The organism is Azospirillum largimobile, from assembly GCF_977007025.2.
In genome coordinates, this window is record NZ_CDRMUA020000001.1 from 1,136,502 (window position 1) to 1,152,301 (window position 15,800).

At 67.8% G+C, this 15,800-nt stretch carries 15 protein-coding genes and 3 tRNA genes; 11 read left to right on the forward strand and 7 right to left on the reverse strand.

From position 1 onward, the window contains the following. Nucleotides 1-25 precede the first annotated feature (25 nt). From ACWPKK_RS05265 to ACWPKK_RS05290, 6 genes are all read left to right on the forward strand, one after another. Nucleotides 26-733 carry a dienelactone hydrolase family protein gene (locus ACWPKK_RS05265; RefSeq protein WP_452001519.1) on the forward strand — a complete coding sequence of 236 codons (708 nt, stop codon included), beginning with the start codon at nucleotides 26-28 and terminating at the stop codon, nucleotides 731-733. Between the two features lie 232 nt (nucleotides 734-965). Next, nucleotides 966-1,793: a 3-deoxy-8-phosphooctulonate synthase gene (kdsA, locus tag ACWPKK_RS05270; protein WP_452001521.1), complete on the forward strand. Its 828-nt coding sequence runs from the start codon at nucleotides 966-968 to the stop codon at nucleotides 1,791-1,793. A gap of 108 nt (nucleotides 1,794-1,901) precedes the next feature. Then, the gene (locus tag ACWPKK_RS05275) at nucleotides 1,902-2,339 is read left to right on the forward strand and encodes a DUF192 domain-containing protein (protein WP_324871411.1); all 438 of its coding nucleotides are present in this window, start codon (nucleotides 1,902-1,904) and stop codon (nucleotides 2,337-2,339) included. Nucleotides 2,340-2,420: 81 nt separating this feature from the next. Continuing rightward, a complete protein-coding gene (locus ACWPKK_RS05280) occupies nucleotides 2,421-4,067 on the forward strand; it encodes an efflux RND transporter periplasmic adaptor subunit (RefSeq protein WP_452001523.1) in 1,647 nt (548 codons plus the stop codon). Continuing rightward, entirely contained in the window at nucleotides 4,057-4,773 is a 717-nt protein-coding gene (locus tag ACWPKK_RS05285; protein WP_452001525.1) for an ABC transporter ATP-binding protein, read from the forward strand. The genes ACWPKK_RS05280 and ACWPKK_RS05285 overlap by 11 nt, the downstream gene beginning before the upstream one ends. After that, nucleotides 4,770-6,002, forward strand: coding sequence for an ABC transporter permease (locus tag ACWPKK_RS05290; RefSeq protein ID WP_452001527.1), 1,233 nt, complete (start codon nucleotides 4,770-4,772; stop codon nucleotides 6,000-6,002). The genes ACWPKK_RS05285 and ACWPKK_RS05290 overlap by 4 nt, the downstream gene beginning before the upstream one ends. Here the strand turns inward: ACWPKK_RS05290 and ACWPKK_RS05295 are convergent. Continuing rightward, the gene (locus ACWPKK_RS05295) at nucleotides 5,971-6,375 is read right to left on the reverse strand and encodes a hypothetical protein (RefSeq protein ID WP_452001529.1); all 405 of its coding nucleotides are present in this window, start codon (nucleotides 6,373-6,375) and stop codon (nucleotides 5,971-5,973) included. The genes ACWPKK_RS05290 and ACWPKK_RS05295 overlap by 32 nt on opposite strands. 155 nt (nucleotides 6,376-6,530) lie before the next feature. On the opposite strand from ACWPKK_RS05295, the gene ACWPKK_RS05300 reads away from it, so the two are divergent. The 3 genes from ACWPKK_RS05300 (at nucleotide 6,531) to ACWPKK_RS05310 (ending at nucleotide 7,085) form a co-directional block, all read left to right on the forward strand. Continuing rightward, nucleotides 6,531-6,608, forward strand: a tRNA-Pro gene (locus ACWPKK_RS05300). Between the two features lie 75 nt (nucleotides 6,609-6,683). Beyond that, the gene (locus ACWPKK_RS05305; RefSeq protein ID WP_014247573.1) at nucleotides 6,684-6,980 is read left to right on the forward strand and encodes an ETC complex I subunit; all 297 of its coding nucleotides are present in this window, start codon (nucleotides 6,684-6,686) and stop codon (nucleotides 6,978-6,980) included. Nucleotides 6,981-7,008: 28 nt separating this feature from the next. Next, nucleotides 7,009-7,085 (forward strand) — tRNA-Arg (locus ACWPKK_RS05310). Between the two features lie 101 nt (nucleotides 7,086-7,186). Here ACWPKK_RS05310 and ACWPKK_RS05315 read toward each other — a convergent pair. The 5 genes from ACWPKK_RS05315 to ACWPKK_RS05335 form a co-directional block, all read right to left on the reverse strand. After that, the gene (locus ACWPKK_RS05315; protein WP_452001530.1) at nucleotides 7,187-8,884 is read right to left on the reverse strand and encodes a methyl-accepting chemotaxis protein; all 1,698 of its coding nucleotides are present in this window, start codon (nucleotides 8,882-8,884) and stop codon (nucleotides 7,187-7,189) included. A 137-nt stretch (nucleotides 8,885-9,021) separates the two neighbouring features. After that, nucleotides 9,022-9,097, reverse strand: a tRNA-Lys gene (locus ACWPKK_RS05320). Between the two features lie 141 nt (nucleotides 9,098-9,238). Then, on the reverse strand, nucleotides 9,239-9,802 hold the full coding sequence (coaD, locus tag ACWPKK_RS05325; RefSeq protein WP_324871417.1) for a pantetheine-phosphate adenylyltransferase: 564 nt from the start codon (nucleotides 9,800-9,802) through the stop codon (nucleotides 9,239-9,241). Between the two features lie 25 nt (nucleotides 9,803-9,827). After that, the gene (gene gyrA / locus ACWPKK_RS05330; RefSeq protein WP_324871418.1) at nucleotides 9,828-12,644 is read right to left on the reverse strand and encodes a DNA gyrase subunit A; all 2,817 of its coding nucleotides are present in this window, start codon (nucleotides 12,642-12,644) and stop codon (nucleotides 9,828-9,830) included. A 148-nt stretch (nucleotides 12,645-12,792) separates the two neighbouring features. Then, nucleotides 12,793-14,151, reverse strand: coding sequence for an MATE family efflux transporter (locus ACWPKK_RS05335; RefSeq protein ID WP_452001533.1), 1,359 nt, complete (start codon nucleotides 14,149-14,151; stop codon nucleotides 12,793-12,795). Between the two features lie 273 nt (nucleotides 14,152-14,424). Between ACWPKK_RS05335 and ACWPKK_RS05340 the strand changes: the two genes are divergently transcribed. Then, a complete protein-coding gene (locus tag ACWPKK_RS05340) occupies nucleotides 14,425-14,610 on the forward strand; it encodes an entericidin A/B family lipoprotein (protein ID WP_149223525.1) in 186 nt (61 codons plus the stop codon). Nucleotides 14,611-14,678: 68 nt separating this feature from the next. Continuing rightward, on the forward strand, nucleotides 14,679-14,867 hold the full coding sequence (locus tag ACWPKK_RS05345) for a hypothetical protein (protein ID WP_149223526.1): 189 nt from the start codon (nucleotides 14,679-14,681) through the stop codon (nucleotides 14,865-14,867). Nucleotides 14,868-14,894: 27 nt separating this feature from the next. Here the strand turns inward: ACWPKK_RS05345 and ACWPKK_RS05350 are convergent, their stop codons facing one another. Further along, nucleotides 14,895-15,701, reverse strand: coding sequence for an alpha/beta hydrolase (locus ACWPKK_RS05350; RefSeq protein ID WP_452001535.1), 807 nt, complete (start codon nucleotides 15,699-15,701; stop codon nucleotides 14,895-14,897). Nucleotides 15,702-15,800 lie beyond the last annotated feature (99 nt).

Sequence of the window (15,800 nt, forward strand, 5' to 3'; positions counted from 1 at the left end):
TTGCCAACGGGAGGATAAGAACGCCATGTCCGAGGTGATGATCGATGCCGCCGACGGCGGTCGCTTTTCGGCTTACGTCGCCGAACCCACGGTTACCTCGGCCGGAAGGCTGGCCGGCGGGCTGGTGGTGATCCAGGAGATCTTCGGCGTCAACGCTGTGATGCGCGAGCTGTGCGACTGGTACGCCTCTCAGGGCTTCCTGGCGGTGTGCCCCGACCTGTTCTGGCGCCAGCAGCCGGGCGTGCAACTGACCGACAAGACCCAGGAAGAGTGGAACCAAGCCTTCGCCTTGATGAACGGCATGGACCAGGACAAGGCGGTGGAGGACCTGAAGGCGGCGCTCGCCTGGGTGCGGGGGCGGGAGGGCTGCACCGGCAAGGCCGGCAGCGTCGGCTACTGCCTGGGCGGCCGGCTGGCCTTCATGATGGCGACAAGGTCGGACGCGGACGCCAATGTCGGCTATTACGGCGTCGGGCTGGAAGGGCTGCTGGGCGAGGCCGGCAAGATCGGCAAGCCGCTGCTTCTGCATGTCGCCGAGAACGACAAGTTCTCCAGCCCCGACAAGCGCGATGCCCTGCTGGCCGGGGTGAAGGATAACAAGTGGGTGACCGCCAAGGTCTATCCCGGCATGGACCACGCCTTCGCCCGGCCGGGCGGCGAGCATTACGACCCGGACGCGGCCGACGAGGCGAACCGGCTGACGGTGGAGTTCTTCCGGACGCATCTGGGGTGAGGCTTCCTCCCCTCTCCCCCTGGGGAGAGGGTCAGGGTGAGGGGGATGCGTGGCGAGGATTCCCGTGAAGGCACGCGGTGCATCCCCCTCACCCTCCCCACGCCTTCGGCGCGGGTCCCCTCCCTCTCCCCGGGGGAGAGAGGGCGATCACTGCGATTGACCATCCCCCCATTTAATGGGATGCAAAGGCCCACGGGCGCCCTCTCGTCCGTTTTCGTTTTGGAGCACTCCGATGACCACGCCGCGCGCCGTCCAGGTCGGCGACCTGACCATTGCCAACGACCGCCCCTTCGTCCTGATCGCCGGCCCCTGCCAGATGGAAAGCCGCGACCATGCGCTGGAGACCGCGTCCGCGCTGGTGGAGATGACCAAGGCGTTGGGCATGGGGCTGATCTACAAGTCCAGCTTCGACAAGGCCAACCGAACCTCCATCACCACCGCGCGCGGCCTGGGCATGGACAAGGCGCTGCCGATCTTCGCGGAAATCCGCGAGCGCTTCGGCTGCCCGGTCATCACCGACGTGCACGAATCCACCCAGTGCGCCCCCGTCGCCGAGGCGGTGGACGTGCTGCAGATCCCGGCCTTCCTCTGCCGGCAGACCGACCTGCTGATCGCCGCCGCGGAGACCGGCCGGGCGGTGAACGTCAAGAAGGGCCAGTTCCTGGCGCCGTGGGACATGAAGAACGTCGCCGCCAAGCTGGTCGCCTCGGGCAACGAGCGCGTGCTGCTGTGCGAGCGCGGCGCCAGCTTCGGCTACAACACGCTGGTGTCGGACATGCGGTCCCTGCCGATCATGGCGGAGACCGGCTTCCCGGTGGTGTTCGACGCCACCCACTCCGTCCAGCAGCCTGGCGGGCAGGGCACCACCTCCGGCGGGCAGCGGGAATTCGTGCCGGTGTTGGCGCGTGCGGCCATCGCGGTCGGCGTCGCCGCCGTCTTCATGGAGACGCATGAGAACCCGGACTGCGCCCCCAGCGACGGCCCCAACATGGTCCCGCTGAAGGACATGCCGGCCCTGCTGGCGAAGCTGCAGGCCTTCGACCGTCTGGCGAAGTCCTAAAAACGCTTAATTTGGCAGGGAGGGGGCGCCGTGGTTGACTGGCGCCTCTTCCGCTTCAGCCGTTCGGGGGCGAGCATGATGTTCGGTCGGGGGGTTCGGGGTGCCGTCATGGCGCTTCTGCTGCTGGTGGTCGCCTTTCCGGCGGTGGCGCTGGAGAGCTTCCAGAAGTCCAAGCTGACCGTGGAAACGGCGGGCGGCGGCAAGTTCCGCTTCAACGTCGAATTGGCCCTGACCCCGGGCCAGCAGGCGCAGGGCCTGATGTACCGCCAGTCGATGCCGGCCGACGCCGGAATGCTGTTCGTCTACGACCGGGTGCAGCCGGCCAGCTTCTGGATGAAGAACACGCTGATCCCGCTGGACATGCTGTTCATCGCCGCCGACGGCCGCATCGTGAACATCCACGAGCGCGCGGTGCCGGAATCGCTGGACTCCGTCAGTTCCGACGGGCCGGTCAAGGCGATCCTGGAGTTGAACGGCGGCATGGCGGCGCGGCTGGGCATCCGCCCCGGCGACCGCGTGGTGTCGCCCGACATCACGAAGCCGTAAGCGGAAAGACGATCCCCCGCCCATGACTTTCGCTTAAACTCCCCCAGATTGATCGCGCGGGGTACGGCGCGGAGGGCAGGCATGGCGAGGGGAGCAGGCAGGCGGGCGGCGATCATGATCGGGGTGGCGCTCAGCGCCGCGGCCGGACTGTCCGCCTATGTCGTGCTGGCACGCGCCGAGCCGGGACCGTCCTACCGGCTGGCGAGGATCGAGCAGGGGGCCCTGGTCAGCGCGATCACCGCCACCGGAACCATGAGCGCCCTGGTGACGGTCGAGGTCAGCTCCCAACTCTCCGGCCAGATCGCAGAGCTCTATGCCGATTTCAACAGCCGCGTCACCAGCGGCCAGATCCTCGCCCGCCTGAACGGCGACCAGTTGGCCGCAAGGCTGGCCCAGGCCGGCGCCGACGTCGATTCCGCCAAGGCGGCACTGATCCAGCAGCAGGCCTTGCACGACAAGGCGCGCGCCGATCTCGCCAGCGCCAAGGCCAACGTCGCCAATGCCGACGCCCAGATCCTGCGTGCCGACCTTGCCCAGCGCGATGCGGAGCGGGACCTGCGACGCCGACGCGACCTGCAGGGCCGCGGGGTGGTGGCCGCCGCAGACCTGGAGAAGGCGGAGACGGCGGCCCACAGCGCCCAGGCGCAGCTGGTCGCCGCCCGCGCCCAGAAACGGCAGGCGGAAGCGGCTGAGGCGTCGGCCCAGGCCTCGCTCGCCGTCGCCGCCGCGCAGGTGGAGGTCGCCCGCGCCCAGGTGGCGCAGCGCGAGGCCGCCCTGCAGTTGGTCCGCGTCGACCTGAACCGCTCCGTCATCCGCTCCCCCATCGACGGGGTGGTGGTGAACCGCGCGGTCAGCACCGGCCAGACGGTGGCGGCCAGCCTGTCCGCTCCCACCCTGTTCACCATCGCCCAGGATCTGCGGCAGATGGAGGTGCTGGCCAACATCGACGAGGCAGACATCGGCCGGGTGCGCGAAGGCATGCCGGTGCGTTTCACCGTGAATGCCTTCCCCGGCGACAGCTTCACCGGCCGGGTGGCCCAAGTGCGGCTGGCGCCGAAGGAGGACCTGACCGTCGTCACCTACATCGTCGTCATCACGGTCGAGAATCCCGACCTCCGCCTGCTGCCGGGCATGACCGCCAACCTGCGCATCACGGTGGACGAGCGTCCGTCGGCGGTGAAGCTGCCAAACGCCGCCCTGCGGTTCCGCCCACCGGGGGTCGAGTTGGCGGGCGATGCGCCGGCCCCCACCACCGGCGGTCCGAACGGAGGCCGCGGCGCTGCGGCGCTGGAGGCCGCAGCCAAGCGGGTGATGGACGGGCTGAAGCTGGACGAGGGCAAGCGCCGCGACATCGCCGCCCTGGTCGACGAGGCGCGCGAACGCTTCACCGCGCTGGACGCCGAAGGCGGTGATCCGGAGCGCCGCCGGATCGAGGCCAACACCATCCGCACAGCGACCCTGGAAAGGATGGCCGCTCTGTTGGAGCCTGCGCAGCGCGACCGCTTCGAGGCGCTGGTGGAGCCCGGCCGGGCGGCTGAGGCCGCGCGCACCGTCTGGGTTCCCGGACCCGCCAACGGCAGCCCCGTCGGCGTGCCGGTCCGGCTCGGCATCGGCGACGGCAGCTTTACCGAAGTGGTGTCCGGCGATCTGCGCGCCGGGCAGGAGGTCATCACCGGCATCCTGTCCCCCGACCGCGACACCCGCCGGGGTCCGCGCCTTGGCTTCTGATCTTCCCCCGCCGCTGATCGCCGTCGACCGCCTGACCCGCCACTACCGGATGGGACCGCAGACCGTCCATGCGCTGGACGACGTCACCGTCGCCATCGACCGGGGAGAATTCGTGGCGGTCATGGGGCCGTCCGGATCCGGCAAATCCACCTTCATGAACCTGCTGGGCTGTCTGGACCGTCCCGATGCCGGCCATTACCGCCTGGACGGCCGGGAGGTCGCCGGGCTCTCCTCCGACGCGCTGGCGGCGGTGCGGAACCGCAGCATCGGCTTCGTCTTCCAGTCCTTCAACCTGCTGCCGCGGCAGACAGCGCTCGCCAACGTGATGCTGCCGATGGTCTATGCCGGAATCGGCCACGCCGAGCGGGTGGAACGGGCGCTGGCCGCACTCGACGCAGTGGGCTTGCGGGAGCGGGCAGGGCACCGGCCGACCCAGCTCTCCGGCGGTCAGCAGCAGCGGGTCGCCATCGCCCGCGCTTTGGTCAACGACCCGCTCCTGCTTCTGGCCGACGAGCCGACGGGGGCACTCGACACCGCCACCAGCCTGGAGATCATCGCCCTGTTCCAGCGGCTGAACCGCCGCGGCATCACCGTAGTGCTGGTCACCCACGAGCCGGAGGTGGCACGCTTCGCCGCCCGCGTCCTGCAGTTCCGCGACGGCCGGCTGATCGACGACTTGCGCCAGGATGCGGAGGTGGCGGCATGACGGCGTGGGATGCCCTGCGCGCGGCACTCGATTCGCTTCGGGCCAATCCGCTGCGCAGCGCGCTGACCATGCTCGGCATCGTCATCGGCGTCGCCGCGGTGATCGCCATGGTCGCGGTCGGGGCAGGTGCGCGGGATCAGGTGCTGCGCCAGATTGCCAGCCTCGGCACCAACCTGATCATGGTGGGGCAGGGCAGCATCGTCCGCAGCGGGGTGAAGCTGGGCGCCGGCACGGCATCGACCCTGACGGAGGACGACGCGCTGGCGGTGCTTGCCGAGATCCCCGGCGTGGTGGTGACGGCGCCCTCGGTGCGCTGGGGGCTGCAGATCGTCGCCGGAAACCAGAATTGGGGCACGGTGCTGTTCGGCATCACCCCCGACTACATGGACGCCCGCGACTGGACCGTGGCGACCGGCCGGGGATTGTCGGACGAGGATGTGGCCCAGGCCAACAAGGTGGTCGTGCTGGGCCAGACGGTCGTGCGCAACCTGTTCGGCGGCGGCGATCCCATCGGCGAGCCGGTACGCGTCTTTTCCACGCCCCTGACCGTCGTCGGCGTGCTGGCGGAGAAGGGCCAGAACACCCAGGGACAGGACCAGGACGACGTCATCTTCGTTCCGCTGTCGACCGCCAAGCGCAACATTCCAGGCATGGCGAAGAGCAACCCGCGCTTCATCCACACCATGGTGGTGAAGATGCGGGACGGCGCCGACATGGCGGAGGCGCAGGCCCAGATCCGCGATCTGCTGCGCCAGCGCCACCGGCTGATCCCCGGCCAGGACGACGATTTCTGGATGCGCGACCTGTCGGAGGTGTCGGCGACCCGCGATGCCTCGTCGCGCGCGCTGTCCTTCCTGCTGGCGGCGGTGGCGGCCGTGTCGCTGCTGGTCGGTGGCATCGGGATCATGAACATCATGCTGGTGTCGGTAACCGAGCGCACGCGGGAGATCGGGCTGCGGCTTGCCATCGGAGCACGGCGGCGCGACATCCTGGTGCAGTTCCTGATCGAATCGACCACCCTGTCCTTGATCGGCACCGCGGTGGGGGTGGCTCTCGGCATCGCGACCGCCATGGGGGTGGCCACCCTTGCCGGCTGGCCGACGCTGATCCGGATCGATTCGGTGGTGCTGGCCGTGGTGGTCAGCGGGCTGATCGGCGTCTTCTTCGGCCTCTACCCGGCGCGGCGAGCGGCGCTGCTCAACCCCATCGAGGCGCTGCGGCACGAATAGCCGCGATGTCGGCCTCAGCATCGCCGGCCAGGGCCACCATCCGCGCATCGCTGCGCGCCAGCCACAGCGCCGCGCGGGCTATCCAGGCCGCCTCCTTTGGCGCGGCGAGCAGCCCGTGCTGCCGTTCCGCCACCACCCGTGCCAGCGCCAGGACCGAGGTCGCGGCATGCCGCTTGGCAAGGTCGATCTGGCCGATGGCGGGATCGAGGGCCGCGCGCAAGGGACCGCCGCCCATCGGCGCCACGACATCCACCGCCGCGCCGATGCACAGCAGGCGGTTGGCGAGGTCGACCGCCGCGCGCCGGTCCGGCCTGTCGCCCAGATCGGGCAGGAAGAGGGCGACGACGAGCGGGACAAGGGTGAGCGACGGCAACGAACGGACCCAATAATCTGTTGAAGGGATGGAGTTTAGCGACCGAACGCCGCACCGGATGCCCTGTGTGGCAGGCGGAATGGAGAAAGACCGTGAAAGCGATGCGCCGTCCGCTTGCCGTGGGCGTGGCGTTCGTGTATCTCACATCGCGGCGACGGGGCGTAGCGCAGTCTGGTCAGCGCGCCAGTTTTGGGTACTGGAGGCCCCCGGTTCGAATCCGGGCGCCCCGACCATCGCCGAAGGACAAAACCGCGTCCAAGCCATGTGCGCCAGGACGCTACTGCAGCATTTGGGGAGACGAGCAAGCCATGAACGTCCGGATCTATCAGCCGAGCAAGACGGCCATGCAGTCCGGCCGGGCCAAGACTCACCGTTGGATGCTGGATTACGAGATCGAGACTCCGCGCCGTCCGGAGCCGCTGATGGGCTGGACCAGCTCCGGCGACACGCTGAACCAGGTGCGCCTGTCCTTCGAGACGAAGGAAGAGGCGATTGCGTTCGCGGAGCGCGAGGGCTGGAACTACACCGTTCAGGAAGCGCCGGTCCGCCGCGTCCGTCCGCGCAACTACGCCGACAATTTCCGCACCGACCGCCCGCGCTTCTGATCGCGGCAGAGACTCGTATCCGGGACAAGGCCCCATAGCTCAGTTGGATAGAGCAGCCGCCTTCTAAGCGGCAGGTCGCTGGTTCGAATCCAGCTGGGGTCGCCATCTCGGAAAGCAAAACCAGAACAGGAAAAAGCCCCGCTCCGGCGGGGCTTTTTCTTTGCATGCATCGGCAAGGGATGGGGGCGTCGCCACCCCCGGTCCTGTCAGGCAGCCTTGATGTCGCTCAGGAAGGTTTCGACGTCTTCGCGCATCAGTTCGGCTTGACGCGACAGCTCTCCGGCAGCGGTCAGAACCTGGCCGGCGGCGTTGCCGGCTTCGCCTGCGGCCTGGGTGACCTGGAAGATGCTGCCCGTGACTTCCTGCGTGCCGGCGGCGGCCTGCAGGACATTGCGGGAGATCTCGTTGGTCGCGGCACTCTGCTCTTCGATCGCGGCGGCGATGGCCGTCGTGATGTCGTTGATGCTGCCGATGGTGCCGCCGATGCCGGCGATTGCCATCACCACGCCCTGCGTCGTCTGCTGAATGGCACCGATCTGGCTGGCAATCTCCTCCGTCGCCTTGGCGGTCTGGCCGGCTAGGCTCTTCACCTCGCTGGCGACGACTGCGAAGCCCTTGCCGGCCTCCCCGGCGCGTGCCGCCTCGATGGTGGCGTTCAGAGCCAGCAGGTTGGTCTGGCTGGCGATGTCGGTGATCAGGCCGACCACCTCGCCGATCTTCTGCGCGGCATCGGCAAGGCTGCGGACCGCTTCGCTGGTCTGGGTCGCCTCATTCACCGCCTTGCCGGCGATGTCGGCGGAGCGGGAAATCTGCGACCCGATCTCGCGGATGGAGCTGGCCATCTCCTCGGTCGCCGTGGCGACGGTCTGGACGTTGGCGCTGGTCTGCTCGGCGGCCGACGCGACCACGGTCGCCTGGGTGCTGGTCTGCTGGGCCATCGCCGACATGCTGTGGGCGGTGGCATCCAACTCCGACGCGGCGGCGGCCACGGTGCGCAAGGCGGCGCTGGAGGACCCTTCGAAAGCCGTCAGCAGACGTTCGATGGCGGCGGTGCGGCGGGCCTTGGCCTGCTGCTCGGCGGCTTCGACGGCGGCAAGGCGTTCGGCCTCGATCAGCCCATCCTTGAAGACCTGCACCGCACGCGCCATGGCGCCCAACTCGTCCTTGCGCTCCGTGCCGTCCACCGCGACGGTCAGTTCCCGATTGGCGAGCCGCCCCATGATCCCGGTCAGACCGTGGACCGGCTGAACCACGGCCCCCAGGATCAGCAGTGCGGCGCCGGCACCGACCATCATCGCCACCAGGATGCAGGCGATGATCCAGTTTCGGGATACGATGTAGATCTCGGCGCCACGGTTGGCAGCCGTCACGCCCTCGGACCGGTTGTACTGTACCAGTTCTTCCAGGAGAGCTTTGGCAGTCTGGAATTCCTGGCGCGAATCGCCGACAAACAGGTCGGAGAGGGCCACCGTTTCGTTCTTGCGAGCCAGAGGACGCAGTTTGTCGCGGCTGAGGGCGATATAGCGGCTGTAGGAGTCGACGAACTTCCTATAGGTCTCCGTTTCCCATCCCGGCATCAGCATGGGCTCGTAGGTTGCACGCCGTTCGTCGATCGTGCGGATGGTACGGTCGAGGCTCTCCTCTTCCTTGCGGATCCGCGCCTCGTCCTGTACGGCGATCAGCGCCCCTTCATAGGTCCGGTAGGAGTAGAAGGCGGCATAGAGTTCCGAGGCGGCAACGACGGAAGGCAGCCAATTGTCGCGGATTTCCGCGGCCTCGTCATTGACCGACGAAATGCGATTGATCGCAAACAGGCCCAGCACCGTGGTGCCGACCATAAGCACGGCAAACGCCGCGATCACCTTCGTTCGAACAGACGCGTTCCTCAACCAATCCATAGCCATCCCCCAGTCTCAACTGGTTCAGACTCTTAATAGGATCGGCACGACATAAAATTGGGGGTGACCCCTATCGGCTGAGGCTTAGCGACCATTGTGATCGATATGCCGCGACGAACTCTAAAAGGGGATGTTTGAAAAGATGGTGATCCGGGTGGGATTCGAACCCACGGCCACATGATTAAAAGTCACGTGCTCTACCGACTGAGCTACCGGATCATCCAGCGCGGCGGTGGGAAACTGGCCCCCGCCGGAAGTGGGCGCACCATAGAAAGACGCGCCCGAAAGGTCAACCATGGGCTTGATGGCGAATGCAGGATTTTGCCATCAAGCCCGCCCATTAAGCCCATGGTTTCGGGATCAGGTCTGGTTGGCCGTCGGGGTGGTGCCGTTGCCGGCCTCCAGCGCGAAGCGTTCGGCCAGCCGTTCGGCGACGCGCGGCGAGACGAAGTGGCGGATGTCGCCGCCCAGGCGCCCGATCTCCTTCACGAAGCGGGAGGAGATGAACTGGTGCTTCTCCGACGACATCAGGAAGATCGTCTCGACCTTCGGGTTCAGCCGCGCGTTCATGCCCGCCATCTGGAACTCGTATTCGAAGTCCGAGACGGCGCGCAGACCGCGGATGATGACCCTGGCGTTCATCTCGATGGCGAAATGCATCAGCAGATTGTCGAACGCCCGCACCTCGATGCTGGCCCCGCCGGCATTCAGCGCGGCCACGTCCTCGCGAACCATGGCGACCCGCTCGTCCGTGGAGTAGAGCGGCCCCTTGCCGGCATTCCGGGCGACGCCGATGATCAGGTGGTCGACCTGACGAGCGGCGCGCTGGATGATGTCCATGTGACCGTTGGTGATCGGATCGAAGGTGCCGGGATAGACACCGATTCGACGACCCTGGCTGGTCTCGGTCTGGCTGGTCGCCATGGAAGTTCCCCTTTACGCCCTTCCGTTATTCGTTCGGTGCGGCGGTGTCGCCGGCATCGCCGACCGACCCGACCGAACCGTTGGCGTCACCGCCAGTCTCAACGCCCGTGTCGACGCCAGTCTCCCCGGCGCCGTTCTCGCCCACACCATTCTCGCCGTCTTCCTCGGCGATGGTGGCGACGGAGACCACGCGCTCTTCCGCCCCCACGCGGAACAGCGTGACACCCAGCGTCTTCCGGCCGGCCACCCGCACGTCGTGCAGGGGCATGCGGATCACCTGGCCGCCGTTGGTCACCATCATCACCTGATGGTTCGATTCGACCGGGAAGGCGGCGACGATGGACCCGTTGCGCTCGCCCATCTCCATGTTCCAGATGCCCTGGCCCCCGCGGCCGGCGATGCGATACTCGTAGGACGAGCTGCGCTTCCCGTAACCGCGGTCGGAGACGGTCAGAATATACTGTTCCTTCTGTTTCAGTTCTTCGTACCGCTCCTGCGTCAGGGTGACGCTGTCCGCCGGCACGTCGTCGGCTTCCGGCGCGGCCTCACCCTCCATCTCCAGCCCTTCGTCGCGCTTCATCTTGAAGAAGGCGGCGCGTTCCTCGGGCGTGGCGTCGACATGGGTCAGGATCGACAGCGACACCACCTCGTCCCCGTCGGCCAGCTTGATGCCGCGAACGCCGGTGGAGGTGCGGCCGGCGAAGACGCGCACGTCGTCCACGGGGAAGCGGATGCACTTGCCGCCGCGGGTCGCCAGCAGGACGTCGTCCAGGGCCTCCGTGCAGGTATGGACGCCGATCAGCCGCTCGCCTTCCTCCTCTAGCTTCATGGCGATCAGGCCGTTGGAGCGGATGTTGGCGAAGTCGGACATGCGGTTGCGGCGCACGTTGCCCTTCGACGTGGCGAAGACGACGTGCAGATCGGCCCAGGCGGCCTCGTCCTCCGGCAGCGGCAGGACGGTGGTGATGGTCTCCCCGTCGATCAGCGGCAGCAGGTTGACGAAGGCCTTGCCGCGCGCCTGCGGGTTGCCCAGCGGCAGGCGGTAGACCTTCAGCTTGTAGACCATGCCGCGGTTCGAGAAGAGCAGCAGCGGCGTGTGGGTGTTGGCGACGAACAGGTCGCTGACCGCGTCCTCCGCCTTCATCGACATGCCGGCGCGGCCCTTGCCGCCGCGCTTCTGCGCCCGGTAGGTGGACAGCGGCACCCGCTTCACATAGCCGGACTGGCTGACGGTGACGACCATGTCCTCGCGCTGGATCAGGTCCTCGATGTCGGCCTCGAACTCCAGATCCTGGATTTCGGTGCGGCGCGGGTTGCCGAACCGCTCCTTCATCTCCACCAGCTCGTCGCGCAGGATCCCCATCAGCTTCGGCCGATTGGCGAGCGTGGCGAGGAAGTCGGCGATCTGGTCGGTGACGTCGGTCAGCTCGGCGCCGATCTTGTCGCGCTCCAGCCCGGTCAGGCGATGCAGACGCAGGTCGAGGATGGCGCGGGCCTGGACTTCCGACAGGCGATAGGTGTTCTGCGGGCTGACGCCGCGGCCCGGTTCGTCGATCAGCTCGATCAGCGGGCCGACGTCATGGACCGGCCACTCCCGGTTCATGATCTCCTCGCGCGCCCAGACGGGATCCGGAGCGCTGCGGATCAGCTCGATCATCGCATCCAGGTTGGCGACGGCGACCGCCAGACCGACCAAGGTGTGCGCCCGCTCGCGGGCCTTGCCCAGCAGGAACTCGGTCCGGCGGGTGATGACCTGCTCGCGGAAGCGGATGAAGGCGGCGATGATCTGCTGGAGATGCATCAGCTCCGGACGGCCGCCGTTCAGCGCCAGCATGTTGACGCCGAAGGAGGTCTGGAGCTGCGTGTGGCGGAACAGCTGGGCCAGCACGACGTCGGGAACCGCGTCGCGCTTCAGCTCGATCACCACGCGCACGCCGTCGCGGTCCGATTCGTCGCGCAGGTCGGAGATGCCCTCGATGATCTTGTCGTTCACGACCTCGCCGATGCGTTCCATCAGCTTGGCCTTGTTGACCTGATAGGGGATCTCGGTCGCGACGATGGCGGTGCGGTCCTTGCGCACCTCCTCGAAGTGGGTCTTGGCGCGCAGGATGATCGAGCCGCGCCCGGTCTGCAGCGCCGCCCGGCTGCCCGACCGGCCGAGGATCAGGCCGCCCGTCGGGAAATCGGGGCCGGGCACATGCTCCATCAGCTCTTCGAGCGTGATGTCGGGGTTGTCGATGTAGGCGCAGCAGGCGTCGATCACCTCGCCCAGATTGTGGGTCGGGATGTTGGTCGCCATGCCGACGGCGATGCCGCCGGCGCCGTTCACCAGCAGGTTGGGGAAGCGCGCCGGAACGACGGTGGGCTCGCGGCCCGAATCGTCGTAGCTGGCCTGGAAATCGATCGTGTCCTTGTCGATGTCGTCCAGCAGCGCTTCCGCCGCCTTGGCCAGACGCGCCTCGGTGTAGCGCATGGCCGCGGGCGGATCGCCGTCCATCGAACCGAAATTGCCCTGGCCGTCGATCAGCGGCAGGCGCATGGAGAAGTCCTGCGCCATGCGGACCATGGCGTCGTAGATCGCGCTGTCGCCGTGCGGGTGGTATTTACCCATCACGTCGCCGACGATGCGCGCCGACTTCTTATAGGGCTTGGTCGAGTCGTACCCGCCCTCCTTCATCGCGTAGAGGATGCGCCGGTGCACCGGCTTCAGCCCGTCGCGGACGTCGGGCAGGGCACGGCTCACGATCACGCTCATCGCGTAGTCGAGATACGATTTCCGCATCTCGTCTTCGATGTTGATCGGCGCGATGTCGGAGGCGGGAGGAAGGGGCGTATTGCTCAAGCAGGACACTCATTCTTCGAATGCGCCGCCGCTTTAGGAATCCGCGGCAGTCACTGGCCTTGCGGGCCGAAGGTTTTGCCCAGGAAATATAGCAACTCTCGCAATTGCACACAACGATTCGGGGCCGAAAAGCCCCGTCAATGTCGGTTCAGCGCCGGCTCAAACGTGCGAATCGCAGCGACAGGATCGTCACCGATACCAGGCTGGCGATCAGGATTCCCTCGAAGAGCCCATGGGCGCCGTGGCCGAGACCGAAAACGAGGAAGGCCGACACCGGAATCATCACGACTGCGTAGGAGAAGAAATGCAGCGCGGTCGGGACCCAGGCGTCGTGACGGCCGCGCAGCGCGTTCGCCATCACCGTCTGCCCGCCGTCGGCGATCAGGATCCAGGCGGCGAAGGCGATCAGCGGCACCACCGCCTCCAGCAGTTCGGGGTCGTTGGTGTAGATGGCGCCCAGCGCCTCGGGCAGGCTGCGGTAGAGAATGCCGACACAGGCCAGGATGGCGCTGGTGACGCCGAGCCCGGTCCAGCCCGCCAGCACCATGTCCCTGCGGTCGCCGCGGCCATAGGCCACGCCCACCCGCACCGCCGTCGCCGACGCCAGCCCGACAGCCGCCATGAAGGGCAGGGCGGTCAGGTTCAGACCCACCGTGTAGGCGGCCAGCGCGAGCGGGGAGATCATGCCGGCGAACAGGCCGAGTGCGGCGAAGGCGCCGCTCTCCACCCCGATGCTGAGCCCGGCGGCATAGCCGAGATGGCGCTGGCGCGCCGCGCCGCTCCACCAGTCGGACACCGGCAGCCGGACCTGCCAGCGGTCATGGTCGCGCATCCACCAGACATAGGCTACCAGCCCCAGCCCCATGCCCCAGCGCACGATGGTGGTCGCCCAGGCGGAACCGACGGCGCCCAAAGGCTCCAACCCGACATGCCCCCAGACCAGCGCCCAGGCGAGGGCGGCGTTGACGATGTTGCCGATCACCATGGCGACCATGCCAGGCAGCGGCCGCTTGACGCCCTCCAGGAAAAAGCCGGTGGTGATGTACAGCATCATGCCGGGCGCACCGAGCCCCAGAACCGCCAGCACATGGGCACCGCCCGCCGCCATGTCCGGAGTCTGGCCACCCGCCTGGAAGAGCGGATCGCCCAGCAGGGAGACCAGCGCGAACAGCACGCCCAGCAGCAGCGCGTAGGGAACGGACCGGCGCCATGCCCGCCCGCACTCCGCATCGTTGCCGGCGCCGAAGGCGTGGGCAGTGATCATCACCGTGCCCATCAGCAGGCCGACGCCGGTGCCGACCATGATGTTGCCCGGCAGATGGGCCAGCCCGTAATAGGCCAGCTCCTGCGCCGAATAGCGGCCGACGATGGCCGTGTCGACCGCCATCATCACCATCAGCCCGGCACGGGAGACGATGACCGGCGCCGCCAGCCGCAGCAGCTCGCCGATGTGGGCGGCGAGGCGCGCGCGCAACGGCTCGGGCGTGGGCAGGGTGGCGGTGCTCATGACGGGACCTGTGTCGGCATCGGGGAAGCGGCCTTGGCCGCGCCGCCGGACCGTACTGGCTGGCCGGAAAGCGGGCAGGCTGCGCAAAAGCCAGTCATCTTGCCCGGTGGGCGTACCGCGTCAAGGCTTTCGGGCGCCTCGAAAGGACCGTTGCATTCCCTGCATGGCCGGAAGGGCTCCCGCGGAACCAAGCCGCCGCCGCCCCGTTGTCAGAAACAGAGACGAACGACGCCCGGACAGCCACCCATCCCCCCTTCACACCGGAGAGACGCCATGCACCACGCCAAGAACCGCCGGCAGCGCGCCACCGCCCGCGCCATCCCGTTCCCCGCGCGTGAATTGGTGATCCTGACCTTCCTGATGGTGTTGGCAGCCATGCTGACCGGCTGCAACACGGTGGAAGGCGCCGGACAGGACGTGCAGGCCGGCGGCCGGGCGATTGAACGGACCGTCGATTGAGGCGTTATCCCAGGGACATCCCCCTGGGACATCTCCCAAGGGCCATCCCCGACCCAGGAGTTTTCCGAATGAGCGACCAGCAGAAGCCGTCGACACCCGGCGAGATTCCGCCCCCCTCCAACCCGAATCCGCCGCAGCCCGACCGGCCGACCACGCCCGATCCCTATCCGGTGCCCGACAACCCCGACGTGCTGCCGGAAATCCCGCCGCCCGCCGACGAGCCGATGCCGGGCATGCCGAACCCGACGACGGCGTGAAGGACGTGAGGGGGCGCACTCGCCCCCTCAGCCCACCTCCGCCGTCACCGTCGCCGAGACCCATTGCTCGACACGCTCGGCGACCGATTGCCAGTCCTGTTCCAGCATCATCGCGTGCCCCATTCCCGGCATGAAGACCGGCTGAGTGCATAGCGTCATGGCGGTGGCGATCACCTCCGCGCGCGGGAACAGCAGATCCTCCTCCGCGCCCATCACCATCACCGGCGTGTCGCGCGGCGGCAGCACGGGGAAGGGGATCCAGCCGCCGATGTCCAGCAGGACCCGGCGCGACTCCTCCTGCAGATAGGCCTCGTACTTGGCGGCCTCGGCGCGCGGCATCTTGTCGGAGAACATGGCCCGGCGGATTGCGTCCGGGTCGATGGCCTTCTCGCCGAAGGTGGTCAGCATCGCCATCTGCTGGAACACATAAGGCGACCGCCAGGCCAGCCCCATGGTGGAGGACCACAGGCCGTAGGGCGGGGCCGATGCCATCAGCACGCCGCCGGCGAAACGGCGCTTGGCCAGCGCGCGCTGGACCACCATGCCGCCCATGGAATGGCCGATCAGCACCGGCGGCGCCGACAGCCCGTCCGCGGCCTGCAGAACGTCCTCCACATAATCGGCGATGCCGAATTCATGCAGATGGTCGCGCCCCTCGCTGTTGCCATGGCCGCGCAGGGAGACTGCATGCGCCTCCCACCCGCGGGCGGCGAACCAGGGCAGGAACTTGGCATCCCAGATCCAGGCGCCGCTGAAGGCACCGTGGACGAACAGAAGCGGCGGCGCCTTCGGCGTGCCGGCGGGGCAGCGGCTGATGATTTCCAGATTGGGCATCGGATCGCAAGTTGTGATTTCGCGTTGCGGTAAGCATGGTGGTCGTGGAGGCGGCTGTCCAGCCGTGGCCCCTTCAACCCTGGCCCGCAACCCTGTTCC